The sequence below is a fragment of the Teichococcus deserti genome (assembly GCF_001982615.1).
In the GTDB taxonomy this organism is placed as follows: domain Bacteria; phylum Pseudomonadota; class Alphaproteobacteria; order Acetobacterales; family Acetobacteraceae; genus Pseudoroseomonas; species Pseudoroseomonas deserti.
Genome location: NZ_MLCO01000001.1, coordinates 59,251 through 85,452, shown reverse-complemented (window position 1 = coordinate 85,452; position 26,202 = coordinate 59,251). Strand labels below are relative to the sequence as shown.

General features: G+C 67.1%; 26 protein-coding genes and 1 pseudogene. 12 read left to right on the top strand and 15 right to left on the bottom strand.

Annotation, left to right across the window (positions count from 1 at the left end):
- Positions 1-1,566 (top strand): ABC transporter substrate-binding protein (locus tag BKE38_RS00420; protein ID WP_242662120.1); only part of this gene is annotated, 1,566 nt, incomplete at its 5' end.
- Positions 1,567-1,591: 25 nt separating this feature from the next.
- Here the strand turns inward: BKE38_RS00420 and BKE38_RS00415 are convergent.
- The 6 genes from BKE38_RS00415 to BKE38_RS00390 form a co-directional block, all read right to left on the bottom strand.
- Positions 1,592-2,368, bottom strand: coding sequence for a peptidoglycan-binding protein (locus tag BKE38_RS00415; RefSeq protein WP_076955396.1), 777 nt, complete (start codon positions 2,366-2,368; stop codon positions 1,592-1,594).
- 79 nt (positions 2,369-2,447) lie between these two features.
- Positions 2,448-3,338 carry a MurR/RpiR family transcriptional regulator gene (locus BKE38_RS00410; protein ID WP_076955395.1) on the bottom strand — a complete coding sequence of 297 codons (891 nt, stop codon included), beginning with the start codon at positions 3,336-3,338 and terminating at the stop codon, positions 2,448-2,450.
- A gap of 58 nt (positions 3,339-3,396) precedes the next feature.
- On the bottom strand, positions 3,397-4,347 hold the full coding sequence (locus BKE38_RS00405; RefSeq protein ID WP_076955394.1) for an aldo/keto reductase: 951 nt from the start codon (positions 4,345-4,347) through the stop codon (positions 3,397-3,399).
- Between the two features lie 145 nt (positions 4,348-4,492).
- On the bottom strand, positions 4,493-4,795 hold the full coding sequence (locus tag BKE38_RS00400) for a hypothetical protein (RefSeq protein ID WP_076955393.1): 303 nt from the start codon (positions 4,793-4,795) through the stop codon (positions 4,493-4,495).
- A 124-nt stretch (positions 4,796-4,919) separates the two neighbouring features.
- Positions 4,920-6,116: a mannonate dehydratase gene (uxuA, locus tag BKE38_RS00395; protein WP_076955392.1), complete on the bottom strand. Its 1,197-nt coding sequence runs from the start codon at positions 6,114-6,116 to the stop codon at positions 4,920-4,922.
- A 29-nt stretch (positions 6,117-6,145) separates the two neighbouring features.
- A complete protein-coding gene (locus BKE38_RS00390) occupies positions 6,146-7,624 on the bottom strand; it encodes a mannitol dehydrogenase family protein (RefSeq protein ID WP_076955391.1) in 1,479 nt (492 codons plus the stop codon).
- Between the two features lie 957 nt (positions 7,625-8,581).
- Between BKE38_RS00390 and BKE38_RS00380 the strand changes: the two genes are divergently transcribed.
- Together BKE38_RS00380 and BKE38_RS31210 are read left to right on the top strand one after the other, a co-directional pair.
- Positions 8,582-8,839: a hypothetical protein gene (locus tag BKE38_RS00380; RefSeq protein ID WP_076955389.1), complete on the top strand. Its 258-nt coding sequence runs from the start codon at positions 8,582-8,584 to the stop codon at positions 8,837-8,839.
- Positions 8,840-9,059: 220 nt separating this feature from the next.
- Positions 9,060-9,239 (top strand): hypothetical protein, encoded by a 180-nt coding sequence (locus BKE38_RS31210; RefSeq protein WP_131829447.1) that lies wholly within the window; start codon positions 9,060-9,062, stop codon positions 9,237-9,239.
- Positions 9,240-9,451: 212 nt separating this feature from the next.
- On the opposite strand, the gene BKE38_RS00375 is transcribed toward BKE38_RS31210, so the two are convergent.
- On the bottom strand, positions 9,452-9,739 hold the full coding sequence (locus tag BKE38_RS00375) for a hypothetical protein (RefSeq protein ID WP_076955388.1): 288 nt from the start codon (positions 9,737-9,739) through the stop codon (positions 9,452-9,454).
- A gap of 594 nt (positions 9,740-10,333) precedes the next feature.
- Positions 10,334-11,065, bottom strand: coding sequence for an SDR family NAD(P)-dependent oxidoreductase (locus tag BKE38_RS00370; protein ID WP_076955387.1), 732 nt, complete (start codon positions 11,063-11,065; stop codon positions 10,334-10,336).
- A gap of 82 nt (positions 11,066-11,147) precedes the next feature.
- Here BKE38_RS00370 and BKE38_RS00365 point away from each other — a divergent pair, with 82 nt between their 5' ends.
- The 4 genes from BKE38_RS00365 to tnpB all read left to right on the top strand — a co-directional run bounded on the left by BKE38_RS00365 (position 11,148) and on the right by tnpB (position 16,135).
- Entirely contained in the window at positions 11,148-11,564 is a 417-nt protein-coding gene (locus tag BKE38_RS00365; protein ID WP_076955386.1) for a winged helix-turn-helix transcriptional regulator, read from the top strand.
- A 1,245-nt stretch (positions 11,565-12,809) separates the two neighbouring features.
- Positions 12,810-15,278, top strand: coding sequence for a sensor domain-containing protein (locus BKE38_RS00360; RefSeq protein ID WP_076955385.1), 2,469 nt, complete (start codon positions 12,810-12,812; stop codon positions 15,276-15,278).
- A gap of 276 nt (positions 15,279-15,554) precedes the next feature.
- Positions 15,555-15,923, top strand: a complete 369-nt coding sequence (tnpA, locus tag BKE38_RS00355) for an IS66-like element accessory protein TnpA (RefSeq protein WP_076955384.1) — start codon at positions 15,555-15,557, stop codon at positions 15,921-15,923.
- Positions 15,920-16,135, top strand: coding sequence for an IS66 family insertion sequence element accessory protein TnpB (gene tnpB / locus BKE38_RS33950; protein ID WP_474104342.1), 216 nt, complete (start codon positions 15,920-15,922; stop codon positions 16,133-16,135). The genes tnpA and tnpB overlap by 4 nt, the downstream gene beginning before the upstream one ends.
- On the opposite strand, the gene BKE38_RS33945 is transcribed toward tnpB, so the two are convergent.
- The 7 genes and pseudogenes from BKE38_RS33945 to BKE38_RS00310 form a co-directional block, all read right to left on the bottom strand.
- On the bottom strand, positions 16,117-16,902 hold the full coding sequence (locus BKE38_RS33945; RefSeq protein WP_076955383.1) for a helix-hairpin-helix domain-containing protein: 786 nt from the start codon (positions 16,900-16,902) through the stop codon (positions 16,117-16,119). The two genes, tnpB and BKE38_RS33945, sit on opposite strands and share 19 nt — an antisense overlap.
- A complete protein-coding gene (locus tag BKE38_RS33050; protein ID WP_278247590.1) occupies positions 16,899-17,699 on the bottom strand; it encodes an error-prone DNA polymerase family protein in 801 nt (266 codons plus the stop codon). Before BKE38_RS33050 ends, BKE38_RS33945 begins: the two co-directional genes overlap by 4 nt.
- Before the next feature lie 47 nt (positions 17,700-17,746).
- Positions 17,747-18,451, bottom strand: a pseudogene (locus BKE38_RS33045) (hypothetical protein).
- A 342-nt stretch (positions 18,452-18,793) separates the two neighbouring features.
- On the bottom strand, positions 18,794-19,153 hold the full coding sequence (locus tag BKE38_RS33040; protein ID WP_076955380.1) for a PHP domain-containing protein: 360 nt from the start codon (positions 19,151-19,153) through the stop codon (positions 18,794-18,796).
- A gap of 4 nt (positions 19,154-19,157) precedes the next feature.
- Entirely contained in the window at positions 19,158-19,403 is a 246-nt protein-coding gene (locus tag BKE38_RS00320) for a hypothetical protein (protein WP_076955379.1), read from the bottom strand.
- Between the two features lie 45 nt (positions 19,404-19,448).
- Positions 19,449-20,645 carry a Y-family DNA polymerase gene (locus BKE38_RS00315; RefSeq protein ID WP_076955378.1) on the bottom strand — a complete coding sequence of 399 codons (1,197 nt, stop codon included), beginning with the start codon at positions 20,643-20,645 and terminating at the stop codon, positions 19,449-19,451.
- Between the two features lie 145 nt (positions 20,646-20,790).
- Complete coding sequence (locus tag BKE38_RS00310; RefSeq protein ID WP_076955377.1) at positions 20,791-21,150, bottom strand: ImuA family protein; 360 nt, start codon at positions 21,148-21,150, stop codon at positions 20,791-20,793.
- A gap of 868 nt (positions 21,151-22,018) precedes the next feature.
- On the opposite strand from BKE38_RS00310, the gene BKE38_RS00305 reads away from it, so the two are divergent.
- The 5 genes from BKE38_RS00305 (at position 22,019) to BKE38_RS31205 (ending at position 26,080) form a co-directional block, all read left to right on the top strand.
- The gene (locus tag BKE38_RS00305; protein WP_076955376.1) at positions 22,019-22,990 is read left to right on the top strand and encodes a Bug family tripartite tricarboxylate transporter substrate binding protein; all 972 of its coding nucleotides are present in this window, start codon (positions 22,019-22,021) and stop codon (positions 22,988-22,990) included.
- Positions 22,991-23,283: 293 nt separating this feature from the next.
- Positions 23,284-24,330 (top strand): calcium-binding protein, encoded by a 1,047-nt coding sequence (locus tag BKE38_RS00300; RefSeq protein ID WP_076955375.1) that lies wholly within the window; start codon positions 23,284-23,286, stop codon positions 24,328-24,330.
- Positions 24,331-25,167: 837 nt separating this feature from the next.
- Positions 25,168-25,509, top strand: a complete 342-nt coding sequence (locus BKE38_RS33565; RefSeq protein ID WP_083747192.1) for a thermonuclease family protein — start codon at positions 25,168-25,170, stop codon at positions 25,507-25,509.
- A 147-nt stretch (positions 25,510-25,656) separates the two neighbouring features.
- Positions 25,657-25,758: an excalibur calcium-binding domain-containing protein gene (locus tag BKE38_RS33755; RefSeq protein ID WP_083747191.1), complete on the top strand. Its 102-nt coding sequence runs from the start codon at positions 25,657-25,659 to the stop codon at positions 25,756-25,758.
- The gene (locus BKE38_RS31205) at positions 25,715-26,080 is read left to right on the top strand and encodes a hypothetical protein (RefSeq protein ID WP_131829446.1); all 366 of its coding nucleotides are present in this window, start codon (positions 25,715-25,717) and stop codon (positions 26,078-26,080) included. Before BKE38_RS33755 ends, BKE38_RS31205 begins: the two co-directional genes overlap by 44 nt.
- Positions 26,081-26,202 lie beyond the last annotated feature (122 nt).

Here is a 26,202-nt window from a genome sequence, read left to right as displayed (position 1 = left end):
CGTCGTTCCTTCATCGCCCTCGGCGCCGCTGCCCTTGCGGCGCCTCGCCTCGCTTCGGCGCAAGCCAGCCGGGTGCTGCGCTTCATCCCGCATGCCGACCTGGCGGTGACCGACCCGACGCTGTCGGCGGCCTATGTCACCCGCAACCATGCCTATCTGGTCTACGACACGCTGTTCGGCCAGGATGCCGCGCTGAATCCGCAGCCGCAGATGCTGGAGGGTTTCTCGACCGAGGAGGACGGCCGCCGCTGGACCCTGACGCTGCGCGGGGGGCTGCTGTTCCATGACGGCACGAAGGTCCTGGCGCGGGACTGCGTCGCCTCGATCCGCCGCTGGGCGGCGCGGGACGACATGGGCCGGGCACTGATGGCGGTGACCGACGAGTTGTCCGCGCCCGATGACCGCCGCATCGTCTTCAGGCTGAAGCGCGCCTATCCCCTGCTGCCCTTCGCACTGGGAAAAACGTCCGGCCTGGCCTGCGCCATGATGCCCGAGCGCCTGGCCCAGACGCCGCCCGACCAGGCGCTGAAGGAAATCATCGGCAGCGGCCCCTTCCGCTTCTTGCCGGAAGAGCGCGTCGCCGGCGACCGCCTCGCCTATGCCCGCTTCGAGGCCTATCGCCCGCGCGAGTCCGGCACCGCCGAGGGCACCGCCGGCCCGAAGATCGCGCATTTCGACCGCATCGAATGGAAGGTGATCGCCGATGCCGCGACCGCCGCCGCCGCGCTGCGCACCGGCGAGGTCGATTGGTGGGAACTGCCGAGCAACGACATGCTGCCGCTGCTGCGCCGCGGCACTGCGCTGAAGGTCGCGGTGCTGGATGCCACCGGCTATATGGGCGCGCTGCGGGTCAACCATCTGCACGGCCCCACCGCCAATCCAGCGATCCGCCGCGCCATGCTGGCGGCGATCAGCCAGCGCGACGTGGTCATGGCCATGGCCGGCACCGATTCCGCCCTGTGGCGCGACGGCGTCGGCTTCTTCTGCCCCGGCACCGCCATGGCCAATGACGAGGGCCTGTCCGCGCTGCAGGGCGATCCGGCCGCGGCCAGGAACATGCTGGAGGCGGCGGGCTATCGCGGCGAGACGCTGCTGCTGATGTCGCCGGGCGACCTGCAGCTGAACAACGCCGCCACCACGGTGATCGGCGACGCGCTGCGCCGCGCCGGCATGGCGGTGGACGAGGTGACCATGGACTGGGGCACCATGCTGCAGCGGCGCAACAAGCGCGAGCCCATCGCCCAGGGCGGCTGGAACGCCTATGTCGCGCTGAACACCGGCGCCGACCTGGCCAGCCCCGCCGTCCACCCGACCTTGCGCGGCGACGGCAAGAGCGGCCTCTATGGCTGGTGCGAGAGCCCGGCGCTGGAAACCGCCCGCGACGCCTGGCTGGCCGCGCCTGACCTGGCAGCCCAGCAGACCGCCGCCCGCCGCATCCAGGCCCAGGCCTTCGCCGACCTGCCCTATCTGCCGATCGGCCAGATCGCCCAGCTGACCGCGCATCGCGCCGATCTGTCGGGGATGCTGCAGGGCGTGCCGGTGTTCTGGAACCTGAAGCGGGGCTGAGCGCCCCGCCCCCGGCAAGAGTTTTTCAGGCCAGCTTCGCCAAGGTCGCCGGGCCGACCACGCCATCCACCACCAGGTCGCTGGCGGCCTGGAAGCGCATCACCGCGGCCTCGGTGTCGCGGCCGAAGATGCCGTCGCGCAGCAGCGGCTGGCCCGCCTTGTTGAGCTTGTCCTGCAGCGCGATCACGGCGGGGCCGCGATCGCCGACGCCCAGCACCACCGGCTTCGGCGCCGCCAGCGTCGCGACCTCACCGAAATGGCCGGCGGCGGCCCATTCGCGGACCAGCCCGTCGCTGGCCTCGAAATGCATGCCGTCCTCGGTGCCGAAGGCGGCGCCCCAGAACCATTTGCGCCGGTTGAAGATCGGCGCCAGCAGCGTCAGGCCGTGCTGCACCCGGCCATCGCCCCGGGCATCGAGCTTGCCGTCGATGGTCAGGTCGATCGCGGTGCCCCAGGAATGGTTGCTGATCGCCTGCGGATTGCCGCGGACATGGCGGACGCAGAGCATGCCCATGTTGCCAAGGCGGTCATGCAGGTCGGGATGCGCGGACTTGATGTCGGCCATCACAGCCGTCAGGCTTTCCACCGCCGGCGCCAGGCCGCGCGCCGTGAAGGGGCCGACATGGGCCTTCACGATCAGCGACTTGATCAGCGGGTTGCTCGGCTCCAACCCGCAATCCTGCGGCAGCGGGCTGCGCGGATTGCCGAGCAGCGACAGCATGGTCTTCTGCTTGGCGCTGTCCACGCCGGCCGCATTGGCCGGATCGGGCAGCGCGACAAGGTCGGAATAGGCGGGGGGCATGGGCTGATCCCTCGTTGCGGGCAGCCGCAGGCTAGGCCGCCGGCCAGCCCGCCACGAGGCAATTCGTTTCGGTCATTTATTATTTAATCCGACCCCGGTCCGGCCGATCCAAGGTGACGCTGTTGCTTGCGCGCAATTCCTCCAGCGCGCGCAGCCGCCGCTCCGTCTCCGGGCTGCGGGCCTCCAGCAGGCAGGCCAGCAGCGCCTCCACCTGGGCCAGGGCCGGCACCATGGTGTCATAGGCGGAGCCGGCGGCGACAGGGGCGGTGAAGACCAGCGTCGCGATCTCGGCCAGGGGCGAGCGCCAGGGATCGGTGAACAGCACCAGCCGGGCGCCACGCGCCTGGGCCTGGCGGGCGAAATCGACCACGTCGGCCTGGTAGCGGCGATAGTCGAAGACCACCAGCACGTCCTGCCGGCCGAGATCGACCAGCGTGTCGACCAGCTCGGCCGCGGTGCCTTCCAGATGGCGCGTGCCGGGGCGCAGCTGCACCAGATGACCTTGCAGGATGCCCGCCAGGAAGCGGCTGAACCGGCCACCAATCAGCGAGAGGCGCAGCCGGCGATCGGCCAGCAGCGCCGCCGCCCGCGCATAGGACGCCGCGAGGTCGCGCTGGCGGGTTTCCGACAATGCGGTTTCCAGCGAGGCGAGATAGGCCTCGGCGCTACCCTCGGCCGCGGGCGCCCGGGCCTCCAGCATCATCAGCGGGGAGCGCAGCCGCTCCTCGACCTCGTCGAGCAGGGCGCGCTGGAAGTCGGCAAAGCCTTCGAAGCCGAGCTTGGCCACCAGCCGCACCACCGTCGGGTCGCTGACCCCGGCGCGCCGCGCCAGCGAGGCCACGGTGCCCAGCCCCGCCGTCGGATGGTCGGCCAGCAGGGCCTCGGCCACCCGCGCCTCGGCCGGCGTCAGGCTGGCCTGGCGCGCGCGCAGCAGCGTCGGGATGCGGGGCGGCGGGGACGCGTCGGACATGCCGCCAAAGCAGCATCCGCGGCGGGCCCGCGCAAGGCCCGCCGCTTCTTCGCCGGCCTCAGGCGCTGGCGGTGTCGAGCTCGGCGATATCGGCGGCCGACAGCGACAGCCGCGCCGACTTCGCCAGGCTGTCGAGCTGCGCCAGGCTGGTGGCGCTGGCGATCGGCGCAGTCACGCCGTCACGCGCAATCAGCCAGGCCAGCGCGACCTCGGCGGGTGTCGCGGAGACCCGCCCGGCCACCGCATCCAGCGCGGCCAGGATCGTCTCGCCCCGCGGGTTCATGTATTTCTCCATCCCCCCGCCACGCTTGCTCTTGGAGAAGTCGGCAGCCGAGCGGTACTTGCCGGAGAGAAAGCCGGAGGCCAGGCTGTAATAGGTGATGACGCCGAGCCCCTCGCGGATCGCCAGGTCACGCAGCGGCCCGTCGAAGCCGCCGCGGTCATAGAGGTTGTAATGCGGCTGCAGCGTCTCGTAGCGCGGCAGGTTCTTGTCCGATGCGACCTTCAGCGCCTCTTCCAGCTGCGTCGCATCGAGGTTGGAGCAGCCGATGGCGCGCACCTTGCCGGCCTTCAGCAGCCCCTCATAGGCGCGCAGAGTCTCCTCGTAGCCGGTGCGCGGGTCGGGCCAGTGCGACTGGTAGAGGTCGATGACGTCGATCTGCAGCCGGCGCAGCGAATCCTCCACCGCCCGGGTGATCCAGCCGGCGGAGAGGTCGCGATGCCCCTGCCCCATGTCGCTGCCGACCTTGGTCAGGATCAGCACCTTGTCGCGCTTGCCGGGATTCTTCTTCAGCCAGTTGCCGATGATGGTCTCCGACTCGCCGCCCTTGTTGCCGGGCGCCCAGGCCGAATAGACATCCGCCGTGTCGATGGCGTCGAAGCCGGCATCGACGAAGCCGTCCAGCAGGTCGAAGCTGGTCTTCTCGTCAACCGTCCAGCCGAAGACATTGCCGCCGAAGACCAGGGGCGCAATTTCGAGGCCGGTGCGGCCAAGGGGTCGCTTCTGCATCGGGTCTCTTCCTGTGTCGCTGCCCGCGAGGCGGGCGGGGAAGAGGCATCCTGCGCGCCAATGCCGCGGCTGGGAAGCCAGAGGCAGGGAAACCAAAGGCTGGGAAACCAGAGGCTGGGGAACCAGGGGCTGGGACGCGGCGCCGCTACCGGTGATACCCGTCATAGTCGTCTTCCTCGACCGGCTCCGGCGGCGGCCGCGGCGGGCGGCCGATCCACAGCGCCAGCAGCCAGGCGACCAGGGCCGGCACGGCGAAGCCCAGCGCGCGCTCCTGCCATTGATCGAGGAAGCCGCGATCCGCCTGGGTCACGCTGAACCAGGTGGTGGCCGCCAGCATCACGCCCCAGAGCAGGATGAAGACGCGCAGCGCCTGCAGCACGCTGCCCGAGATCCCTCCGATCAGGGCGACAGCCCCGAGCAGCACAAACCCGCCCATCACCGTCAGCATGGCCCTGCTGTCACGCTGCCACCGCCCCGCTTGCGGCCGGCAGCGCGCCGGCCGTCGTCACCATCGCGGCGCGCGGGAATGGTTCCGCCGAGGCGGCCGGCGGGGGCGCCGCCGCCTCAGCGCGTCAGAGCGGCAGGCCCTTCACCGAGGCCAGCGCCGCCATCACCCCGCGCAGTTCCGCCAGGCCGCGCATGCGGCCGATCGCGGGATAGCCCGGGAAGGTCGGCTTGCCAACATCGTCGAGCAATTCGTGACCATGGTCGGGGCGGAAGGGAATGCGCCAGTCGGCCTGGCCGGCCTCCTTGCGGCGCTTCTGCTCGGTCAGCAGCGCCTCGACCACGGCGACCATGTCGACATCGCCGCCGAGATGGTCGGATTCGATGAAGGACCCGTCCGGCTCCTTGGCCACGTTGCGCAGATGCGCGAACTTGACGCGATGGGCGAAGCGGCGGGCGATGGCGGGCACGTCATTGCCGGGGCCGGCGCCAAGCGAGCCGCTGCACAGCGTCAGCCCGTTGGCCGGGCTGTCGACCATGTCGAGCAGGTCGGCGATGTCCTGCTCGTTCGAGACGATGCGCGGCAGGCCGAAGAGCGGGCGCGGCGGATCGTCGGGATGCATGCACATGGTGATGCCCACCTCCTCCGCCGTCGGGATGATTTCTTCGAGAAAGCGCTGGAGGTTGCGCTTCAGATCGGCGGCGGTCATCTGGCCGTATTGCGCCAGGATGCCGCGCAGGCCTGGAATGTCGTAGCGGTCGAAGGCGCCCGGCAGCCCGGCCATGATCGAACTGAGAAGAGTGTCCTTTTGGGCCTGGCTGGCGCCGTCGACCCAGGCCTTGGCGCGGGTCAGCAGTTCGGGGGCGACGCCCTCCGCCGCGCCCTCGCGCTCCAGCATGAAGACGTCGAAGCCGACATATTCATGCGCGTTGAAGCGCAGCGCATTGCCACCGCCGACCAGCGGATGCCGCAGCTCGGTGCGCGTCCAGTCGAGCACCGGCATGAAGTTGTAGCAGATCACCTTGACGCCGCAGGCGGCCAGGTTGCGCAGCGATTGTCGATAATTGTCGAAAAGCGTCGCGCAATCGGCATCGCCGCGGCGGATTTTCTCGTGCACGGGCAGGCTCTCGACCACGCTCCAGCGCAGGCCGAGCAAGGCATCGGCGGCGAGCAGCGCCTTGCGCTTCTCGATCTCCTCCACCGTCCAGACGACGCCATAAGGGATCTGGTGCAGCGCGGTGACGATGCCGCGCGCGCCGGTCTGCCGGATATGGTTCAGCTTCACCGCGTCGTCGGGACCGAACCAGCGCCAGGTTTCTTCCATGGTGGTGCTCTCCTCCTGCCTGTGGCGTGTCAGTGGGCGGCGGCGGCGCGGGCGCCGTCCTGCAGCAGCGCGCGATAGGCCTCGGTCACCGCGGCGACGAAGCGCGGCATGCCGGGCAGATCCTGGCCGAACACTTCTGTCAGTCGCAGCAGGGCCGCGATGCGGGCGGCGGGGTCCTCGCCAGCAGCGTTCAGCGCGGCGCGCAGCTCGGCGGCCATCGGATCCCGCACATCGATCGGCGTGCCGGCCTCGTCGACGCCGCCGACATAGCGGGCCCAGGCGGCGACGGCCAAGGCGATCGCCGGAATCGGCAGACCGGCCGCCAGCCGTTCCCGCGCGGTGGCCAGCAGCCGCTGCGGCAGCTTCTGCGATCCGTCCATGGCGATCTGCCAGGTGCGGTGGCGGATCGCCGGATTGGCGAAGCGTTCCAGCAGGGCGTCGGTGTAGTCGCCAAGATCCTGGCCGGGCGGCGGCGGCACCATCGGCCGCGCCTCGGCCCAGAAGCGCTGCAGATAGCCGCGCAGCACAGGGTCCTGCACCGCCTCGACGATGGTCTGGTGGCCGGCCAGATAACCGAGATAGGCCAGCGCCGAATGCGCGCCGTTCAGCAGCCGCAGCTTCATATGCTCGAAGGGCGCGACGTCATGGGTCAGCTGCGCGCCGACGCTCTCCCAGGCCGGGCGGCCGAGCGGCCCGAATCTGTCTTCGACCACCCATTGCCGGAAGGGCTCGTGACCCACGGGAGCCGCATCCGCGAATCCGGTGGCCGCCTCCGCCGCGGCATGGTCGGCCTCGGCCAGCGCCGGGACGATGCGGTCGACCATCGTCGAGGGGAAACGCACCTCGCGCGCGACCCAGTCGGCAAGATCGCCGTCCTGCACACGGCAGAACTCCTGCACCAGGCCCGCCAGCAGCGCACCGTTGTGCGGCAGGTTGTCGCAGCAGAGCACGGTGAAGGGCGCGATCCCCGCTGCCCGGCGCCGCGACAGGGCGTGGGCCAGGAAGCCTACCGCGCTGCGCGGCGCGTCCGGCTGCGCCAGATCATGCGCGATGTCGGCATGGTCCAGCCGCAGCCGACCGCTGGCCGGGTCATGACAATAGCCCTTCTCGGTCACCGTGAGGCTGACGATGCGCGTCTGCGCATCCGCCAGCCGCGCCAGCACCGCCGCCGGATCCTCCGGCGCCACCAGCACGCCGAGCAAGGCGCCCACGATGCGCGCGTGCAGGCCCGCCGGCCCGCGTTCCATCGTTGTGTAGAGCCCGTCCTGCGGCGCCAGCCGGTCGCGCTGATCCGGCCGCTGCAGCGAGACGCCGATGACGCCCCAGTCGCCGCCCTGCAGATTCAGCACATCCTCGGTGTAGAGGACGCCATGCGCGCGGAAGAAGGCGCCGAGACCAAGATGCACGATCGCCGGGCGCAGCGCCGCGCGGTCATAGCCCGGCCGTGCCACCTTGGGCGACGGCGGAACGGCCGCCAGGAGGGCGGCGGACAGACGCGGCAGGGTCATGCTGAGCTTCCTCCGAGTTCTTCTGACATACTAGTAGTCCGGACTGGCGCGTCAAGCGACGGCAGGCACCGTCCTGCCGTATTGTCGGTCCCCCCATAACCGAGCTTTGAACCCTTTCCCTCTCTGGGGCCATCAAGAAGAACCACAGAAGGCCGGCAAATATCCACAGTGCCGTGGTATTGTATTCGTCGAGTACACTAAAATTACTAGGCGAAAAATTCTCGCGGGCAGCTCAATGCCAGAGTAGTGACAGCAGAGCTACCCGAGGCGGTTGCAAGCCCGCCCACCCGTCGTGGATGCTAGGCGGCTTGCCAGGCGCCGAAGCAACCCCGCATGCCGCCGCACCGCCGTCCGCGCGTCGGCGCAGGCCGCGTCGAGCCTCCCGGTGACGCGGCGTGCGACATCCGGCTCCTCGGCGAGTAGCGTGGGGACGTCGGCGGGATCTGGCATGCCGCACCAGGCTAGGGTGCCCTGCCCCTGGCTGAGGCTCGGTGCGGTCAATGCCACCGTTGTCAGCCATGTGGCCCGGGCGAGATAGCTCTCGACGCCGCCCCCGCTCACAGCCGGTGCGTCGCCGAGCAGCTCCTCCTCGGCGGCGCGCCCGGCCACGGCCTCCCGTAGTTGAGCGAGCAGGGTCGCTCGAGTGAAAACGGGCTGTTCCCCGTCCGGGCCCTCCCATCGCACACAGCCCGCCAGTCCCCTCATGGGCACGATCATCGCCGTGACCACGGCGCCAGGGCATTCGAGAGCCGCCTTCACGGCGCGCCCGACATCGTAGATTGCCCTTCTCCTCAAGGAGGTCAGCGACGAGTTCGACGCCCGCCCCCCTCACCACCGTCTCTCAATTCACCAGCCTGGCGTCTCGCCGGATATGGAATCGGGAGCGCAATGCCGGATCCCTCATCTGACTTGCTGCCAATCCATGCATCCTGACGACGCCCGGGAGGAGACGCCCACATGGAAGACGAAGACCGTTGCCGAATCGCCGACCACGGCACCCTGCAGATCGAGAAGTTCATCCGCCGCGGCGACATGGAGATGGCCACCACCACCTTCGAGCTGACGGCTGACGGCCTCATCGCCTTCGCGGATGCCAAGCAGATGTCCCGGCTGCGGCAGCTTGCGGCGGCGCTGGACATCCGCGATCCGGGCTGGGCCGGTGAGCCGTTGGAGGACCTGCAGGCTGTCGAGCCTTCTCGGTTCGGGCTGCACTGACCGGCACCGTGAGAGGTCCATTTCCAGTTATTCTGGAGAGCCGGGACGAACGAGAGGCTCCCAGTCGACGCCACACCTCAGATGCAGGGTGACCGAAGGCGGACACATGCATGATGCGTTACCGAGTACTGAGCGCCACCGGATGTACTGTATGGCCACGACTTCCTCGCCCCGCTGGCGCGGGGGACGGCTTGCCGGACAGCCAAAGGTTCCCGCGGCCATGAAGAGCATGGTCGAGCGCAATCTGGTGGAGGTGAGGGTCGGTTCTCCGCACCTGGCCCGCGCCTACTTCACCGACGCAGGTCTGGGCGCGATCCGCTGGCTGGCGACGCAGCGTCGCGGCCTCGACCTGGTGCAGTTCGCACATGTTCACCGGGAGCTTGCGTCAGGCAGTCGCTAAAGGTTCTCAGCGGCAGCCTCCCGGCCCCGCTGTCGGCGATTGCACTCCCGGTGCAGCCAACTCCGATCCAGAGACGGCTACCCCGCTACCGGCTCTCGGTTCAACGCAGGTCGGTGCTCCTGCCAAGGCCAATCGGAGTTCGCCGGTAGCGCCGAAACGAGGGCCGTAGGCGCCGCATTTGCTCCACTGGAGCAAACCTGGCTGCGCGCTCGTCAGCCGTTCTCCGCTCCAATGAAGGGTCGGGCCACTTCCAGTGCTGCCTTGCAAGCCGGGACCTCGGCCTGAAGCAACTCCTGGTAGGTTGTCATCCCCGTCCAGACCCTGATCGCCGATACCACGCCTTGGACGGGACGCTCAGCGTAGACATCGGCGAGGGCAGCGGGAGCGGCTGCTACGCAGGTGGACACCTCGCGGATGACCGCCGCGGGGGCGCCGAGTTGGGCCAGACGCGTGCCGAACTCCGCCTGTGCAGGCTCGACGATGAGCGTGGTGACCAACATGAGGAAGAATTCCTGGAGCAAGGGTGGGCCTCCGACTGGCGATGGGTGCTGATGATCCGACATCGCACAGGGGCCAGACAGGCCTGCGCCAGAGGGGCCCGGACCGGGTCTGGCGCTCTAGGTCGTGGTTGAGGGCGGCGCTTTCGAGCGGCAGTCCGAGCACCAGCTTGAGACCGTCCAAAATGGTCAAGTGACCCCTCCGGGCGGTCTGCCTGCGGTCCATTGGAAGCGCGGCTCCTTCGCTTCAATTAGGGCGCCTCGACCCGTCTCCTGCCGACGGGCCTCATCCGCCTGCCTCAGGCTGGTGCGCCACGGCTCTTGGATTTGGCCGCAGACAGCGCCTGCTGGTGATAACGCTATGCCGTGGACCTGAGAACGGCCGCGGTGACCGTCCCGCGAGCCTCGCCCGCGCCAATCCCAACGCCGCAGCACCGATTGCAGCGAAGCTCTCCAAAGCTCCAGCCGCGCCAGTAACTTCCTGCAGACCGTCGTGACCCTGAAGATGCCATGCAGGTCGGCTGGTTGGAGCCAGCCGCCCTTTCAGCCACCGGGTGGTGGCTTCTCGCGTGGAGTAGCGGCTGCAGAGCTGCGCTGTCACACCTGACGCATGCCGCCGTCGACGCAGAGCTCGGCGCCCGCAATGAAGCTTGCCTCTTCGCTGAGAAGGAACAGCGCGGCCGCTGCCACCTCCTCCGGCCGAGCCATCCTTCCGAGCGGGATTGGCGCCACCAGCGCCGCGCGCACCTCGTCCGTTGTCGCAGCCATCATCGCAGTGTCGGTGGGGCCTGGGCTGACGACGTTCACCCGGATGCCGCGCGGTGCCAACTCGGCAGTCCATGTCCTCGCATAGGACCGAAGCGCCGCCTTGGTCGCTGAGTATGTTCCGTACTGCGGGATGCCCGCCGCATCCGCGATGGACCCCATCATCACGACAGAGCCGCCATCGATCATCGTGCCGACGATCTCGCGGAAGGCCAGTACAGGACCTCGGACATTGACATGGAACAGCTCGTCGACGTGCTCCGGCGTCGCCTCGGTCAGCAGGGCCGGTTGCGACATTCCGGCATTCAGCACCAGCGCGTCGATCCTGCCATGGGCTTCCCTGACTTCGGCGACGACCTGCGCGATGTCCCGCGGTTCGCTCGCATCGGCGACCAGGCCGTGAACTGTCCCAACCACCTTCGTGGCGGCGGCCTCGACCTGCTCCGCCTGTCGGCCGGTCAGGAACACCGTCGCACCCTCGGCCGCCAGCCGCTCAACAATGGCGAGGCCGATCCCGCTCGCGCCACCCACCACCAAGGCCACCTTGCCCATCATCCGCGCCATCGTGTCGTCCTCTCTTCAACGATGGCCATCTAGGTATACGAGGTGTATCTAGTATCAAGAACGCACTTGGAGTAGCCTAGGTATGCTGGATGATACCGACCTCGAAGCTCTCTCTGACCGCGCGCGGTCAGACATGGTCCTCGTCCGCCCGGTGCTGGACAAGATTGCGGACAAATGGACGATCCTGATCCTCACGGTGCTATGCCCGAGGCCCTCACGGTTCAACGAGATCAAGCGGCGCCTCGACGGCATCACCCATAAGGCGCTGGCCGACGCATTGAAGCGGCTGGAGAGGAACGGCCTGGTCACCCGGACCGTGCTGCCCACGGCGCCGGTCGGCGTGGAATATGCAATCACGCCGCTAGGCCATTCGCTTCGCCAGCCCTTCGAGGCGCTCTGCGGCTGGGCCTTGGCGCATGGCGCCGCCATCGAGCAGGCCAGCGCGGCCTACGACCGCCTCAAGACGCCAGAAGGGTCTTTGCGGGACGCATTCCCTTAGGAGTGGCCTGTTGGAGGTCGCGGCGCCCCGGCTGCGCCGCATGCTCCGCCACGCCACGCCGTCCCCAATACGCGGCGCTCGGACTGCCCTGTCGTTCGTCAAACCTCGGTCGACAGCCTCCCTAGCCTGCCAACAGCTATCGCTTCGCCATCACTGCCGACGTCCGGTTCTTGAAGGTGGTCTAGCAACACGTCTGAACCGAGGGCCGCCTCCCAGCCTTTCGGACGCTGGCGGGCCTGCTGCGCCCGGGCAGTCTGCGCGTGATAATCTTCTTCCTCACGGACAACAGGGTGGGCAACCTGCCGTTGCTCCGGCACCTCATGCTCATGGACGTCCAGGGTGCCGCCTACAAGCTACGGCTACTTTGATTCCTTCGCCGAGTGTCCGACAGCTCTACCGGGCCGACGGTAGAAGGCGGCAAGCAACACTTCCTTCTGCCGCGTGGCTCGACGACCGTCATCTTACCCGTGCTTTGTCTGCAGGAATTTTCAGCGAGATGCTTAGGCGAACGGTTCGACTCACTTGGATCCTGGTATGATCGTCCCATGCACGCTCATCCTGCCCTCAATGTCGCGGCGTCCCCCCTGAACACTGCGGAGCGAGACCTGATCCGTCGTGAGCTATCGGTGCGGTTCGGACGGCTCCCTACCCTGTCAGAAGGGATTCTTCTCCGTGTGTGGCGCGGTGGACCATTGGCTGGCCAACCGAAATTGCCTGCGGCGGTGCAGAGCATGGTAGAACGAGATCTGATGACGGTTGGTCAGCCAATGCGCGGGATTGTCCGCGCCTACTTCACCGAAGCCGGTCTCGCCGCAGTTCGGTGGCTGGCATCCCAGCGGCGCGGCCTAGATACTGCGCAGTTTGCCCATGTGAGGCGAGAACTCGGCATCGCCTAACGGGCGAAACCGTCCTTTCAAATAGCGGATGAACGGCTAAGCTGGAGTTATGTTTTCTACACTGACGAATTCAGGTCGGTTAGTGGCTACGCCTCAGCCAAGCCCATCCTAGGCAAGCCGCTTATTGTCAAGATTGAGATGGTAATCCTTGACTTGGCTTTCCCCGTTGATGATTCGTCGACAATCCGCCTGCATTCTCTGACGCAGCATGGCCAATCTGCGCGGAGTGCAGGATGAATCTCGTTGCGTCCTCATGATCTAAAGCATACTGACTGCCTAAGTAACATGACGGCGAGCACTCGCCGTGCCTGCTAGCCGGACGGGCCCAGCAGGACGCCCGAGGATAGCGATGTCAGGCCAACGCAAGTTCCAGGCTGCAAAGGGCGAAGGCTTTCTTCTTTCGATCCTCGAAGGGACCACCGACTGCATCAAGGTGCTGGACGGGGATGGGCGGCTTCTGTTCATCAACGGCCCTGGCGTCAGGCTGTTCGAGGCCACGTCTGCATCGGACCTGCTTGGAAAGGACTGGTCGGGCTTCTGGCCAGAAGCGCTACGTCCGATCGCACGCCAGGCAATCAAGCTAGCCGCCGAAGGGAAGCCCAATCGCTTCGACGGCGCCTGCGCCACGTTCCGAGGAACGTTGAGGCGCTGGGACAATGCGTTGGCTCCCATCATCAACACGAGCGGCACCATCGAGTGCATCGTCTGCATTTCGCGCGACGTGAGCGAGCGCCGCGACGCTGAGGACAAGCTTCGCGACACGGAGGCATTTCTCAACCAGGTGCTCGAACATGTGCCGGTGGGGGTGTTCGTGAAGAACGCGACTACCGGGATCTATGAACGGGTCAATCGCACTGCCGAGGACATATTCGGCCGCGGCCGCGATGGTTGGGTGGGCCGAACGGACCTCGACCTGTTTCCCGAGGAACAGGCTCGGTTCTTCAGGGAGTGGGATCGGCGAGCTGTCGATAGCGGCGAGGCGGTGGTGATCCAGGAGGAACCTCTGGATACGCCGCATCTAGGTAGGCGCTTCCTGAGGACCAAGAAGGTGCCGCTCTTCCGAGATGGAGGACGCGCCACGCATATCGTTGGAGTCACAGAAGACATCACCGAGAGCAGACGGACCGAGAAAGCGCTCCATGAGAGCGAAGACCGTCTGGCTCGGGCCGTAGCCGCTGCCAGGATGGGCATCTGGGACTGGTACATCGAAAGTGACGAGTTCCATGCGTCAAGCGGCCTCGAAGCGCTTTATGGCGTGGCTCCAGGCTCCTTACGCACGCGGGCAGACGTGCATGCTGCGGTCCATGTCGAGGATTTAGCTATCGTAGGCGCGGCGATGCAGCGGTGCCTCCGGGGGGAGGACGGTAGATCCTTCACCACTGAGTTCCGAACATCCAGCTTGAACGGACCCGTGCGGTGGCTACGGGTGACGGGCCAGGCAGAGCTCAACAGCGATGGCAAGCCCTTCCGGATCACCGGCGTCACGCAAGACGTAACGGAAAAGCGGGAGGCCGAAGCCCGTATCGCCTACATGGCCCACCACGACACGCTGACGGGCCTCCTAAACAGGGGCGCCCTGCAAGAGCTGCTTGCCGATGCTGCGGCACGCAGTGGTCATGGGGACCCCTTCGCTGTCCTCCATCTTGACCTTGATCTCTTCAAAGAGGTCAACGACACCTTCGGTCACCCTGCGGGCGACGAGGTGCTGCGCGGGGTCGCTGAACGCTTGCGGTTCTGTGTTGGCGAGTGCGACACGGTCGCTCGCCTCGGCGGCGATGAGTTCGTTGTAGTTCGGAATGGTGCGAACGACGTCACCCGGGTAGCTGAGCTGGCTGCGCACATCGTCGAGGAACTCGGGCGTCCGTACCTCATCGGCAGTCGATCCGCTGTCGTGGGCGCGAGCGTCGGGGTGGCTGTCGCGCCGCGTGACGGCGACGATCCAGACCAGCTCATGAGGCGTGCTGACTTGGCCCTCTACGCCGCAAAGCAGGCAGGCGGTGGAAGGTTCCAGATGTTCGAGCCCGACATGCAGGCACGCGTTCAAGCTCGCCGCTGCCTGGAAGCCGATCTATGCAGGGCGTTCCGCCGCGGAGAATTCGAACTGCACTATCAGCCGCTGGTGAACCTTCGCGAGCAACGCATCACTGGTTTCGAAGCACTCGTGCGCTGGCGAAGCCCCGACAGAGGGCTTGTGCCGCCCGACGTGTTTATCTCCGTTGCCGAGGCAATGGGCCTTATCGTGCCGCTTGGGAAATGGATCCTGGAACAGGCCTGCGCCGATGCGGCAGGTTGGCCCAATGGTCTGAAGGTCGCGGTGAACCTCTCAGCCCCGCAAGTCTGTGAAGCCGGGTTCGAAGCGTCGGTCGAAAGCGCCCTGGCTGCTTCATCTCTGGATGCAGCGCGGCTTGAGCTTGAGATTACCGAATCGTTGCTCCTGCGGGAGACGGAGGACACGGTCACCATGCTCGGTCGCCTCCGCGCTCTGGGCATCTCCATTTCGCTCGACGACTTCGGTACCGGATATTCCTCGTTGAGCTACCTGCTCAAATTCCCTATCGACAAGGTCAAGGTAGACAGAAGCTTCGTCCTCGCTATGGATGAGCGCGCTGAGGGGGCGGCGATCATCCGTGCGATCGCCGGTCTGTGTCAGACACTCGGCATCGCTACTACCGCCGAAGGTATTGAGACAGCCGAGCAACTGCGGAATGTCGCCAGTCAGGGCTGCACCGAGGGACAAGGATATCTGTTCAGCCGTCCCCGCCCTGCGAGTGAAGTTCTGGCCATGCTGACCGAGTTCAACGCGAAGCGGCTCCCGTAGGCGCCGATTACCGGACCGCCCCCCGATGGCTTCCATGTCTCGATTTCGCGCCGAAATGGCTAAGCATATGGGCGCAAGCTAAGCGTCCGACGCAAAGCAGTCGAAGACGCCAAAGCCGTAAGCGTTGCTCCGCGGCCCACCTTGCCTGAGGGGGCCGATCTCGTGACGGAGCTCTCATCAGGTCCAGGTGGTGCGATGTCGATGGATGAGGCTGGCCCTGGAGCCAGCACTGGTGCTGACACTTGAGCTAGCCTCAAGGCGGAGCGGGTCGAGATCGTGACGCTCAGCGAGGACCGTCGGAGCTACACGCCGGAGGAGAAGGTCCGGCTGGTGGCGGAGACGCTGCGCCCCGGTGCGTCGGTGCAGGGCGTGTCGCGTCGCCATGGTGTCTGCTCCAGCCTGCTGCACCGCTGGCGGCGTGATGCGCGGGCTGCGGCGCGCGGGCCGGGTGGTGCGATGCCACGGGTGCTGCCGGTGCGGCTGATGACCCCTGAAGTCGCCGAGGCGGCCGAAGCTTCCGGCAACGCTGCCGATGGTGGCGCCCCGCCCATCGAGATCGTGCTGCGCAACGGGCGGGTGCTGCGGGCGAGCCCGGCCACGGATCCGGCCGTCCTGGCCCGCCTGGCTCTGGCGCTGGAGGCATGATCGCACCGCCTGCCGGGGTGCGGGTCTGGCTGGCGGCGGGCCCGACGGACATGCGGCGTGGGTTCGAGGGACTCGCGCGGCTGATGCAGGAAGTGCTGGGGCGGGATCCGTTCAGCGACCATGTGTTCGCCTTTCGCGGCCGCCGCGGCCATCTGGTCAAGCTGTTGTTCTGGGATGGCCAGGAGCTCGTGCTCTATACCAAGCGGCTGTAGCGCGGAATGTTTGTCTGGCCGCATGCACGCGATGGCGCAATCTCGCTGACGCCTGCCCAGCTCTCGATGCTGCTTGAAGGCATCGACTGGCGCATGCCCGCCTGGACGGCGCGGCCGGAGTTCGCGGGATAGCAATTTTGGCCTGGCGCGCGGGCATCGACACTGTCTCGCAGCCGCGGCCGCAGGAGCTTGAGCGGGTGGTGTCCAAGCGACATCCCTGTGGACAGGTGGTCGAGGACGACCTTCTGGCCCGCCTGCTCCGGCGGCAGCGTGGGCTCTGGTTCCGGCAGTAGAGGCGGCTCACCGGCGGCGGCGCTCTGGGCGGCCAGTAGCAGTAGCGGCGGGATGTCTTTCTCGACGCCGCGGGCCGCCCACATCGCCGCCCGCCGGTCGACACCCATGCCGCCAAATGCGTCCGCTGCCGCCAGCGCCTCGGTCCCTTTCCCGGTGAGCTCGGCACGCCGGACGACTTCCTCGACCGAGGAGAACGGCGACCTGTTCCCCGCCTCGCGGGCCTTCACGACGCGCTCGGCCTCCGCCTGGGCCAGCCAGGCCGCCTGACGCAGCCCCAGGCGGAGCGCCAGCCCCTCGGCGCTGTCGGGTTCCGGCTCCAGGGTGCAGTCCCAGTCGCTTCGGTTAACGTCCACCGGCCACACAGCGACGCCATGCTCGCGGGCGTCTCGGACGATCTGGGCGGGCGCGTAGAAGCCCGTGGGCTGCGCGTTCAGCAGGGCGGCGGCGAATACCGAAGGGTGCCAGCGCTTCATCCAGCTGCTCGCATAGGCCAGGTGCGCAAGGAGGCGGCGTGGCTCTCAGGGAAGCCGTAGCTGCCGAATCCTTCGAGCTGCTTGAACACCCGCTCGGCCAGTTCCGGGTCGTAGCCACGCCGCACCATGCCGCCCACCAGCCGGTCCCGGTACTCGCTGACGCCCTGGATGTGCTTGAAGGTCGCCATGGCGCGCCGGAGCTTGTCCGCCTCCTCGGAGGTGAACTCCGCCGCCACCATGGCCACCCGCATGGCCTGCTCCTGGAACAGCGGCACGCCAAGCGTCCTCTTGAGCACGTCCTTGAGCTCGTCCGGGTGGCCGTGCTCCGGGCTGGGCGACGGATAGACCGGCTGCTCCAGCCCCCAGCGGCGCCGCAGGTAGGGATGCACCATGTCGCCCTGGATAGGCCCCGGCCGGATGATCGCCACCTGCACGACGAGGTCGTAGAACTTCTCCGGCCGCAGGCGCGGCAGCATGTTCATCTGGGCCCGGCTCTCGACCTGGAAGACGCCCAGGCTGTCCGCCCGTCGCAGCATGGCGTAGGTCTCCGGGCAGTTGCGCGGGATGCCCGCCAGGTCGAGGCCGCGCCGGTGGTGGCGCCGCAGGAGCGAGAAGCCCCGCCGCAGCATCGAAAGCATGCCCAGCGCAAGGATATCGACCTTCAGCAGCCCGAGGGCATCGATATCGTCCTTGTCCCACTCGAGGACAGTGCGCCCTTCCATGGCGGCGTTGCCGACAACGGCCAGTTCGGTCAGGGGGCCGCGGCTGATGACGAAGCCGCCGACATGGGTGGCCAGGTGGCGCGGGAAGTCCTGGATCTCCTCGGCCAGCTGCAGCGTCCAGTTCAGCGGGTGTCGGCGGGGTCCAGGCCAAGGCCGGACGCGAGCTCCGCCAGCGTCTGCTCCCGGCCGGGACCCCAGGACGCCTTGGCGAGGCGGCCGGTGACGTCCTCGGAGAGGCCCATGGCCTTGCCGACTTCGCGGACGGCGCTGCGTGCTCGGTAACGGATGACGGTGCCCGCGATGGCGGCGCCGTGACGGCCGTAGCGCTCGTAGATGTGCTGGATGACCTCCTCGCGCCGCTCGTGCTCGAAATCCACGTCGATGTCGGGCGGCTCGTTGCGAAAGGCACTGACGAAGCGCTCGAAGAGCAGGTCGTGCTTCGCAGGGTCGACGGCGGTGATGCCAAGGACATAGCAGCAGGTAGAGTTCGCCGCGGGGCCGCGCCCCTGGCAGAGAATTCCTTAGCGCCGCGCAAATCAGACCACCTCGTGCACGGTGAGGAAATAGGGGGCGTAATCCAGCTGCTGGATCAGCCGGAGCTCGTGGTTGAGCCGCTGCTGAATGTTGGCTGGCACGCCGTTGGGCCATCGTTCATCGGCCGCCTCGGCGACGCGGCTGGTCAGCGTCTGCTGCGGGGTTCGGCCGGGTTCGAGGATTTCGTCAGGGTACTCATGCCGCAGCTGGCTCAAGGAGAAGCCCTGCGTCGCCTCAAGGACCCTCACCGTGTTGGTGATCGCCTCCGGATGGCGGGCGAAGAGGCGAGCCATCGCCGCCGGTGGCTTGAGGCAGCGCTCGTCGTTCGGCTCGGCATTCGGCCCCAAGGAATCGACGGTCACCGTGAGCCGGATGGCGGTGACCAGGTCGGCCACCGGCTGCCGCTGCCGGTTGTGGTAGCGAACGTCGTTCCAGGCCAGCAGCGCGGCGCCGCGGCCCGCCTGCGCCACGGTGACGGCAAGGAAAGGCAGGCGCTCGTGGTCGTGGCCGTCCAGGTAGAAGGCCGCGGCGCAGAACAGTGGCAGAGCGAGACGGCTTTCCGTTGCCGTGGCGGCCACGGCGAACCGGCTGGTGAACTCCGCGTCTGGGCGCCGCGGCGGGATGGCGGCCAGACACTAGTCCTTGGAGTGCTCCACCATCTTGGCGAAGGATATCTGGCACTCGCCCTTGGGCGCTCGCATCTTCCCGTGGGAAAGCAGGGTGCTCAGCCGACCGTAGCTGGCGCGGTCCGTTGGCCAGGCCAACCAAGCGGTTCCATCGTCCAGCACCAGGCGGGCGCCGACCACGTAGGAAACTCCCTCCTCGCGCGCGGCGACGTGGCCGCGGACCACTCCGGCCAGGCTGTTGGTGTCGCAGATGCCGAGTCCGGCATGCCCCAGCGCCTTGGCGGTCAGGACCAGTTCGGCCGGATGCGACGCTCCGTCGGGCAAGGAGAAGTTGGAGCGGGCGCCGAGCTCCACGTAGCCAGGGGGCATGGCGTCACGCGAGCTCCCCGTGGAGGAACCAGCGCGGCGCCGCACCGGCCTCGCGCAACCGGCAGATCCACAGGCGGGGTCCTTCGGCCGTCTGGACCCGGTAGTAATTCCGGATGGGCCGGTTCAAATCCTCGCCCCACCACTCGGGCTTCAGGCGCTCGGGACCCAGCGCCGCAAGGACACGGTAGACGCGGCCACCGCACTGCAGCCGCACCGGCGCGCCGCCTGGCGCCGCGCTCTCGACCGTCATGGCCAGCGGCGTCCGAAGCAGGCGGAGAGGGCGGATATCCTGACATCAATCCTTTGGCACGTCGGGCGCCACGTAAGGATCCGCAGGCGCAGCAGCGTACTCCGGCCAATGACTGGAAAGCGGCTGGGGTCGGGAGATAGGAATTCGCTGGCGCGTCCGATCAAGGAGTTCAGGCAGCGCGTCAGGACTCGTCGCCGTGCAGCCGCCGCCGCGGCTCATAGCGGCCTGCGTGCGCACCACCGGCTCGGTGGTTAGGGCCTCCAGCACCATGCGCTCGAAGCCCAGATCGGGCTCAAGCTCGCCGACCGCCTCCCGGAACAGCCTGAACAGGTGACTGGCCGCATGCGACGCGGCGCCGGTGCCGATGGATACCTTCTGGACCACCCGGTCGACACGGAAGCCTCGCAGGATCAGGCGGCGAGCCCCCTCCCCCGCGTGCTCCATTGCCCGGCAGAGTTCCTCGAGCAGGTTCTCGAGAACATGGTCGATGGCTGGCCGGGTGACGATGGGCTCGAGCAGATGCCGGACGGCTGAGAAGACGGGCGGCGGCCGCACCGGCTGGATCGGTCGCGGGCGGGCGCCGGTGGCATCGTCCAGGACGTCGAGCAGCGGGCGGCCGAACCGGCGCGCCAGAGGACCTCGCGGCTGGCGCAGGACGTCGCCGATCTGCCGCAGGCCCAGGCGCCCCAAGCCGTGCACGATGTCCTGGGACGGGCGGAGCGCCTCCAGCGGCAGGCGGGCCAAGGAATCGAGTTCCTGGCCTGGCGGCAGCGCGTACGGCGCCGCGCCGCTGCGCGCCAGGGCCGCTGCGCAGCCGGGTGTGCCTGCAATGGCGGCCAGCGTCCGGTAGCCGCCGCTGGCAAAGCTCTCCAGAACTGCGGCCAGCAGAGGGGCCTCGCCGCCAAACAGCGCCTCGACACCCGTGGTGTCGAGCATCAGTCCGTCCTCGCCATCGACGGCCGACAGTGGCGTAAAGCGCAGCGCCCAGAGTGCCAGCCGTTCCAGGACAGCAGCATCCCCTTCAGGGTCCGCGTCGGCCAGGATGAGGTCCGGCAGGATTGCCTGGGCGTCGGCCAGCGCCTGGCCCGGGAACAGGCCCGGGGCATCCGTGGCGGTCAGGCAGCGCCGATTGCCAACGGCGGCCCAGACAGCCAACGGCCGCTCATCCCAATCAGGATGCTGCCGCCGCAGCCGGTCCAGAGCGAGGTAAGGCAGGCACAGCGCCAGGTACCGGCGGTTCACGCGTATTCTGCGAGGGCGGCCTCCTCGACCTCCAACGCAGCTTCATCCCAGCGGACATCGCAGCTGCCCGGCCGCCCGGCGCGGCAGCGGAGCAGGTCCAGCCGCAAGCGCGGCGTGCCGCGGCATTGGCCCGCGATGCCACCCACTATCGGCTCGCCGCGCTGGAGGGACCATGCTCGGCGAAGTTCCGCAGCAGCAGCCCGACTCTCGTCGAGCCCTCCGCCGCCAGCTGGAGGCGCCGGGACGCGGTCATGTCCAGGCGGTCTGTTTGAAGCACTGCGGCGCCCGACGCTGGCGAGCGGAGTGCCTCCTCCATCGTCCACAGGCCGTCAGCAAGCTGGCGGTAGCTCGCCTGCAGCAGACGGTCAGCGCGCAGCCCAAGGGCATGCAGGCCGGGCGCCCACACGTCCTCGGCATGGGCGCTGATCCACAGCACCGGCCCATTGGTGCGGCTGAGGTTGAGAGTGCACAGAGCAAGACCGGCGCCGAGGTCGGACGCCTTCACCTCGTGCAGCGCGCCAGTCCGCCGCCTGGCAAGTGGTCATCAATGGGAGGGGAAAGACTGATCGGGGGCGGTGGGGCGTCGCCCCCGTACCGAACTCGATCCCGGCGAGCGAGGCTTGAAGATCGCGCAGCACGGCGTCCGAGGCCGACATCGGGGAACCCTATCCTACGCTGTGCAGCCACGCAGGTGGCAGCTTGAGGACGAGGAAGCCCGAGCGCTCCAGGTGCTTCACCAGGTTTTCGGCGGCCAGGCTGGCGACCAGTGGGCCGCCAGAGGGCCGGGGCTCGCCGCGCTCGTCGTAGCGCAGCGCTTAGGCTAGAGCATCGGCCACCTCATCAAGGAATGCGGTGGACAGGCCGGGACGCAGAGGGATGGGGGCGGAGGAGATAAGGCCATGGGTCCGACGCCAGTCGGGACGTGGGGAACGGACCAAAAACAGAAAGCGGGTGGCCAGAGCCTAAGCTTGGCATCGGCGCCCCGGTCAGTGACAAGTCGGAGTAGCTGTATCAGCGTCTTGGGCGCTTTCGCCTCAGCAGGTGGACGAGCCACAGCGAGGAACGCGCTGACCCTCATCGGCGTATTTCCCAACCAAGGAAGCAGAAATTCTTCCGCGCGCTCAATCGGGGCGGGCCGCGAGGGTCATCAAAGGACGCACGACCGACGCACCAGCTTCGGTTCACAGGGTTCAGCGCCAAGCCGAGAGCGAGTTCCGTTGCCGTTTACGCCGCATTCAACCGCCGTTCCGTCATTGAAGAGTCCGCTGGCGTGACGAACGCCCCACTGGGTAGGCTTCCGTCAACGGCCCGTCCAAAAGGCGCCGCAGGCCCACCCTGCACGCCAGAGAGAGGCTGATAGAAGGAAGCCGACCATGAAGCGCCGCCACCTCCTGCCGCTGCTCGCTGCCCCTGTCCTGATCACCCGAGCCGGGGCGCAGGGCAGCGCCCAGGGCCGCCCCATCACGCTGATCGTGCCCTATGCCGCAGGCGGCGGCACCGACATTGTGGCGCGCGAGCTGGCGCCGATCCTGATGGAGCAACTCGGTCAAAGCGTCGTTGTGGAGAACCGCGGCGGCGCGGCAGGTCATGTCGGCGCAACCTCTGTTGCCCGCGCGCGGCCGGACGGCACAACGCTGCTCTTCGCGGTGTCCACCAACATCGTGGTCAACCCGCACCTGCAGAGGAACGACAGGATCAACCTGTCCAGCGTCCTGTCGCCGGTAACGAAGGCCAGCTCCTATCAGTACGTGCTGGTGATTGATCCGAAGCTGCCAGTGACCAGCCTGCGAGAGCTGATCGACGCGGGCAAGCGGCCGAACGCGGATTTCAGCTTCTCGTCCGGCGGCGTGGGCTCCAACAATCACCTGGCGGGCATCCTGTTCGCCGAGGCCGCCGGACTGCAGATGGAGCACATCTCCTATCGCGGCACCGCCCCTGCCCTGCAGGACGTGGTGACCGGGCGCGTCACCATGAACTTCTCCTCGCCGCCGCCTGCGGTGCCGCTGGCCAAGGAGGGGCGGCTGCGGGCCCTGGCGGTGACGGGAAATCACCGCCTGCCATCGCTGCCGGATGTGCCCACGCTGTCGGAGGCCGGGTTGCCCGGCATCGTCATCCTGGGCTGGCACGGCATCTTCGCGCCTGCCGGGACGCCTGACGGCGAGATGAGCCGCCTGGAGGCTGCCGCCAACAAGGCCATCCGCGATCCGCGCTTCGCCCGCAGCCTGGAGCGCGACGGCCTCGAGGTGGCCGCAGCGCAGCCACGCGCCGACTTCGCCGTTGCAATCCGCGAGGAGTACGAGTTCTGGGGCAAGAAGGTGCGGGAGCTTGACCTCAAGGCAGAGTAGCCGGGGGAGCCGCGCTGGCGGCAACCGCTTTGCCCAGCTCTGGCACCCATCTATTCGTCTCGGTTCCAGCGAGCAGCGGTAAGTCACGCCCTCCAGGAGTGCAACATTGATGATGCAATGGCTCGCACCCAACAGCTAAGCTTTGTGCCGATTCGGTAACGAAGAAGACATTGGCGCTTCGTGGGGTTCGGGCCGACTCTCATGCTCAAGTCTTTCGCAGACCGCTTCTCAGTGCCGCTGGTAAGTTCTTGCTGCCTAGCGAAGCGGTCCCCCAGCTCCGGTGAGGATCTACCATGGCCTATTGGTTGCGCTCCCTGCATCAGGCACTCCATGTCTTTGACCTGACGCCTGACTGGTTGGGAGCAGGCGTGACCGTCGGAAGCTCCAAGGCCGACACCCTCACTCATACAGGAGGGTCGCATCTGATCCTGGGTGTCGGAGGCCGTGACACGATCACCGTCGAGGGCGTGTTCAGTGGTCTGGGCAATGCCGTCTTCGGGGGCGCTGGTGACGACACCATCAAGGCGACTGGCAGTCGCAACCTGATTTCTGGTGATGGAGGAAACGACTTCATACAGATGGGCCGTGGCGTCGGCGCCGATAACAATTACAACGTCGTTCTCGGTGGCGCTGGTGACGACGCCATAGAGAGCTGCGGGAAGTTCAACTTCATCAGCGGCGGCGAAGGCAACGACACCATCAACGTAACCAACACGCGTTTCTCGTACGGAGAGGTGAACAATGTCCTCGAAGGTGGTGCTGGCAACGACCGCATCATCTCAGACGGCATTGGTTCGGTTCTCAGCGGCGGTCGCGGCGACGACTACCTGCTTGGCTCGGCGGCAACCATGAATGGCTTCGGCACCGTACTGGCGACCGGCGACCTGATCGGGACGGCTCAGACGATGAATGGCGGTTCAGGACGCGACTACTTCCGGTTCAACACCAACTCCGAGCTGATCGTAGAGGGCGATCAGGACGGGGTTCTCTCACAGGGGGATGAGATTACCGGTCTGCTGTCTGTAGTCACCGACTACCAGAAAGGCGAAGGCATCGACATCGATGCCGGAGGAAACTCCATGGTTTCGAGCAAGGTGACCTTGGGTGGCATTGAGGAGGGCGTCGATCATCTCCGCATGGGAGGCTACAGCCATGCGGTGGTCAGGGGAGACATGAATGAACCTGGGCACTTCGTTGTTGATGAAGACGGCGGCGACACGATGATCGTCTACAACTGGACGAACGACAGCTCGCGCTTCGCTATGGGATCGGTGGTGTTGCTTGACTATGCGGATGAAGTCACCGTGGTGAACTACCAGGATGGTCTCTTCCTCGGATGAGGACCGAGCTCTGGCGCTTTGCTAAACTCCGCCAAGGCGTGACCCAGCACAGCGGTGGCACGGTCGGACCTTGCTTGACAGGCTGGCAACGGCGTCGATGTCAGGGCTGTGTCGCCTGCCTCGTGTGTCGAGGCAGGCGGCTTGCGCATCAGGGTTGCAGGGACATGTCGTTAGAAGTCAAGGCGCCGCAGCAATGGACTGTCTCAAGGTTTGGCGCAGCTAGCTCCCTGCTCCGCGGAGAACCCAGATCGGGACCCTTGTCCAGCCGCTCATCGATCTGCTCGATGGCTTCGACGCTCCGCTCATCGACCTAGAGGACGAGCCTGACTTCTGCTCGGCTGACAACCTTGGTCAGACGCTTGTTCCGGCCAACGGCACCGGGGCAGCTTGGAGATCGGGGCGCCTGAGGACGCGGAGGCAGCTATGGACGATGACATGAAGGAGGATCGGTGGGTGGTGTAGTGATTTGGTCACTGACGCTCGGCGACCAGAACACCGGGCCATCACCAGGCGCTAGCTCGGGCAATCCGGATGCGGCCGGTCATCGATTGGTAGCCACAGGATTGGATAACGCCTGAAAGTGACCGTCTCAACTTTGAACGCACGCCACCCTGCGCGCTGAAGCCCTCGCCTGTTGCCCCACGTGGACAGCCGGACAGCAGATGTCGCTTCTACGGCGGACCGCCCTTGCTGCCGCATTCCGCAATGTTGGCCATCAGGGAGACGGCGCAGAGCTCGCGGTGTACTACGATGCACAGGACGATGCTCCCCCGGATCCTTCTCTTCATCCTTATCCTCCTCGCTGAGCCTTCCCAGGCCGCTGAGTTTGTCGGATGAGTGGTCCGAAGCGCCGATGGTGACACCCTCACCCTGCTGACGGCTGACGAACGCCAGGTGCGCATCCGACTGGCTGGCATCGATGCACCCGAGAGCCACCAACCCTACGGCACACGTGCTCAGCAGGGACTGCCTGGGTTTGCCTTCGGCAAGGATGGACGCATCGACGTGCAGGGCAAGGACCGCTACGGCAGGAGAGCGGGCACCCTGTTCATTGGCGCTCTGACCGTGAACCAGGAGATGGTTCGGCGGGGGGCCGCGCGGGTTTACACCCAGTACAATCGAGACCTGGTTGTGCTCCGCCTACAGGCTCAGGCTCGAGAGTGCCATGTTGGCCTTTGATCCCTGCCGGAGCATGAACGCCAGGCTCCCTGGAACTGGCGCCACTTGGGCGGTGCCTCCAGCCGGACCGCCGCACCCCGCCAGTCGACACCGGCGCCGCTCTCCGGGTCCGGTTTCACCTGCGGGACCAAGGGGTATTGTGGCCAAATGCTGAACTGCGCCGAAGCTCAGTTCCACTTCCGCCATTGCGGGGTGACGCGTCTGGATGGAGATCGAGACGGACTTCCATGCGAGCGCCTCTGTCGGTGACGGGGGCGGCCACCGCGATCTGCAACGCCTTCTGGGAAATGTCTCCGCACTCCCGCCTTTTGGCCCGGCTGATCGCTGCGCGGGTGAGTTCAATGCTGGGCTTGAAACTTTCGGCCACCTGCTTCAACCCGCTAACCCGACCGGCGCCAAAGTTGGTACGCTCGGCGGCGCTTCCGCACCTCTGAAGGTGGTGTCGTCGCATTCCAACTCGCAGGCCCAAGCCTTCGCACATGGCGCGCAGAAGGTGTTCACCGGCGCAGATGCTCCGCTTCCGCGGACGGCGTTGAAGTCCACTCAGAAGCTGAAGGCCAAGCTCCCCTGATGGCCCTCAGCGCCGGGCGGTAGAAGCAAAATGTCCTATGAAGTCCTAAATCGTCGGGGATCTGCTCGGTTGGGCCGCTGATGGCAAGGCGCGCGGAAACCAGATGCCACCCAAATCGTCTT

Bases quoted from the DNA above. Each gene is read 5' to 3' on its own strand.
- uxuA (WP_076955392.1), bottom strand. From the start codon at position 6,116: ATGGAAGAAACCTGGCGCTGGTTCGGTCCCGACGACGCGGTGAAGCTG.
- BKE38_RS00365 (WP_076955386.1), top strand. From the start codon at position 11,148: ATGCTGGATGATACCGACCTCGAAGCTCTCTCTGACCGCGCGCGGTCA.
- BKE38_RS00375 (WP_076955388.1), bottom strand. From the start codon at position 9,739: ATGTTGGTCACCACGCTCATCGTCGAGCCTGCACAGGCGGAGTTCGGC.
- BKE38_RS00370 (WP_076955387.1), bottom strand. From the start codon at position 11,065: ATGGCGCGGATGATGGGCAAGGTGGCCTTGGTGGTGGGTGGCGCGAGC.
- BKE38_RS33945 (WP_076955383.1), bottom strand. From the start codon at position 16,902: ATGAAGCGCTGGCACCCTTCGGTATTCGCCGCCGCCCTGCTGAACGCG.
- BKE38_RS00415 (WP_076955396.1), bottom strand. From the start codon at position 2,368: ATGCCCCCCGCCTATTCCGACCTTGTCGCGCTGCCCGATCCGGCCAAT.
- BKE38_RS00305 (WP_076955376.1), top strand. From the start codon at position 22,019: ATGAAGCGCCGCCACCTCCTGCCGCTGCTCGCTGCCCCTGTCCTGATC.
- BKE38_RS00360 (WP_076955385.1), top strand. From the start codon at position 12,810: ATGTCAGGCCAACGCAAGTTCCAGGCTGCAAAGGGCGAAGGCTTTCTT.
- BKE38_RS00410 (WP_076955395.1), bottom strand. From the start codon at position 3,338: ATGTCCGACGCGTCCCCGCCGCCCCGCATCCCGACGCTGCTGCGCGCG.
- BKE38_RS00380 (WP_076955389.1), top strand. From the start codon at position 8,582: ATGGAAGACGAAGACCGTTGCCGAATCGCCGACCACGGCACCCTGCAG.
- BKE38_RS00390 (WP_076955391.1), bottom strand. From the start codon at position 7,624: ATGACCCTGCCGCGTCTGTCCGCCGCCCTCCTGGCGGCCGTTCCGCCG.
- BKE38_RS00300 (WP_076955375.1), top strand. From the start codon at position 23,284: ATGGCCTATTGGTTGCGCTCCCTGCATCAGGCACTCCATGTCTTTGAC.
- BKE38_RS33755 (WP_083747191.1), top strand. From the start codon at position 25,657: ATGCTGAACTGCGCCGAAGCTCAGTTCCACTTCCGCCATTGCGGGGTG.
- BKE38_RS00320 (WP_076955379.1), bottom strand. From the start codon at position 19,403: ATGACGGTCGAGAGCGCGGCGCCAGGCGGCGCGCCGGTGCGGCTGCAG.
- BKE38_RS33040 (WP_076955380.1), bottom strand. From the start codon at position 19,153: ATGCCCCCTGGCTACGTGGAGCTCGGCGCCCGCTCCAACTTCTCCTTG.
- BKE38_RS00405 (WP_076955394.1), bottom strand. From the start codon at position 4,347: ATGCAGAAGCGACCCCTTGGCCGCACCGGCCTCGAAATTGCGCCCCTG.
- BKE38_RS31205 (WP_131829446.1), top strand. From the start codon at position 25,715: ATGGAGATCGAGACGGACTTCCATGCGAGCGCCTCTGTCGGTGACGGG.
- tnpB (WP_474104342.1), top strand. From the start codon at position 15,920: ATGATCGCACCGCCTGCCGGGGTGCGGGTCTGGCTGGCGGCGGGCCCG.
- BKE38_RS00400 (WP_076955393.1), bottom strand. From the start codon at position 4,795: ATGCTGACGGTGATGGGCGGGTTTGTGCTGCTCGGGGCTGTCGCCCTG.
- BKE38_RS31210 (WP_131829447.1), top strand. From the start codon at position 9,060: ATGAAGAGCATGGTCGAGCGCAATCTGGTGGAGGTGAGGGTCGGTTCT.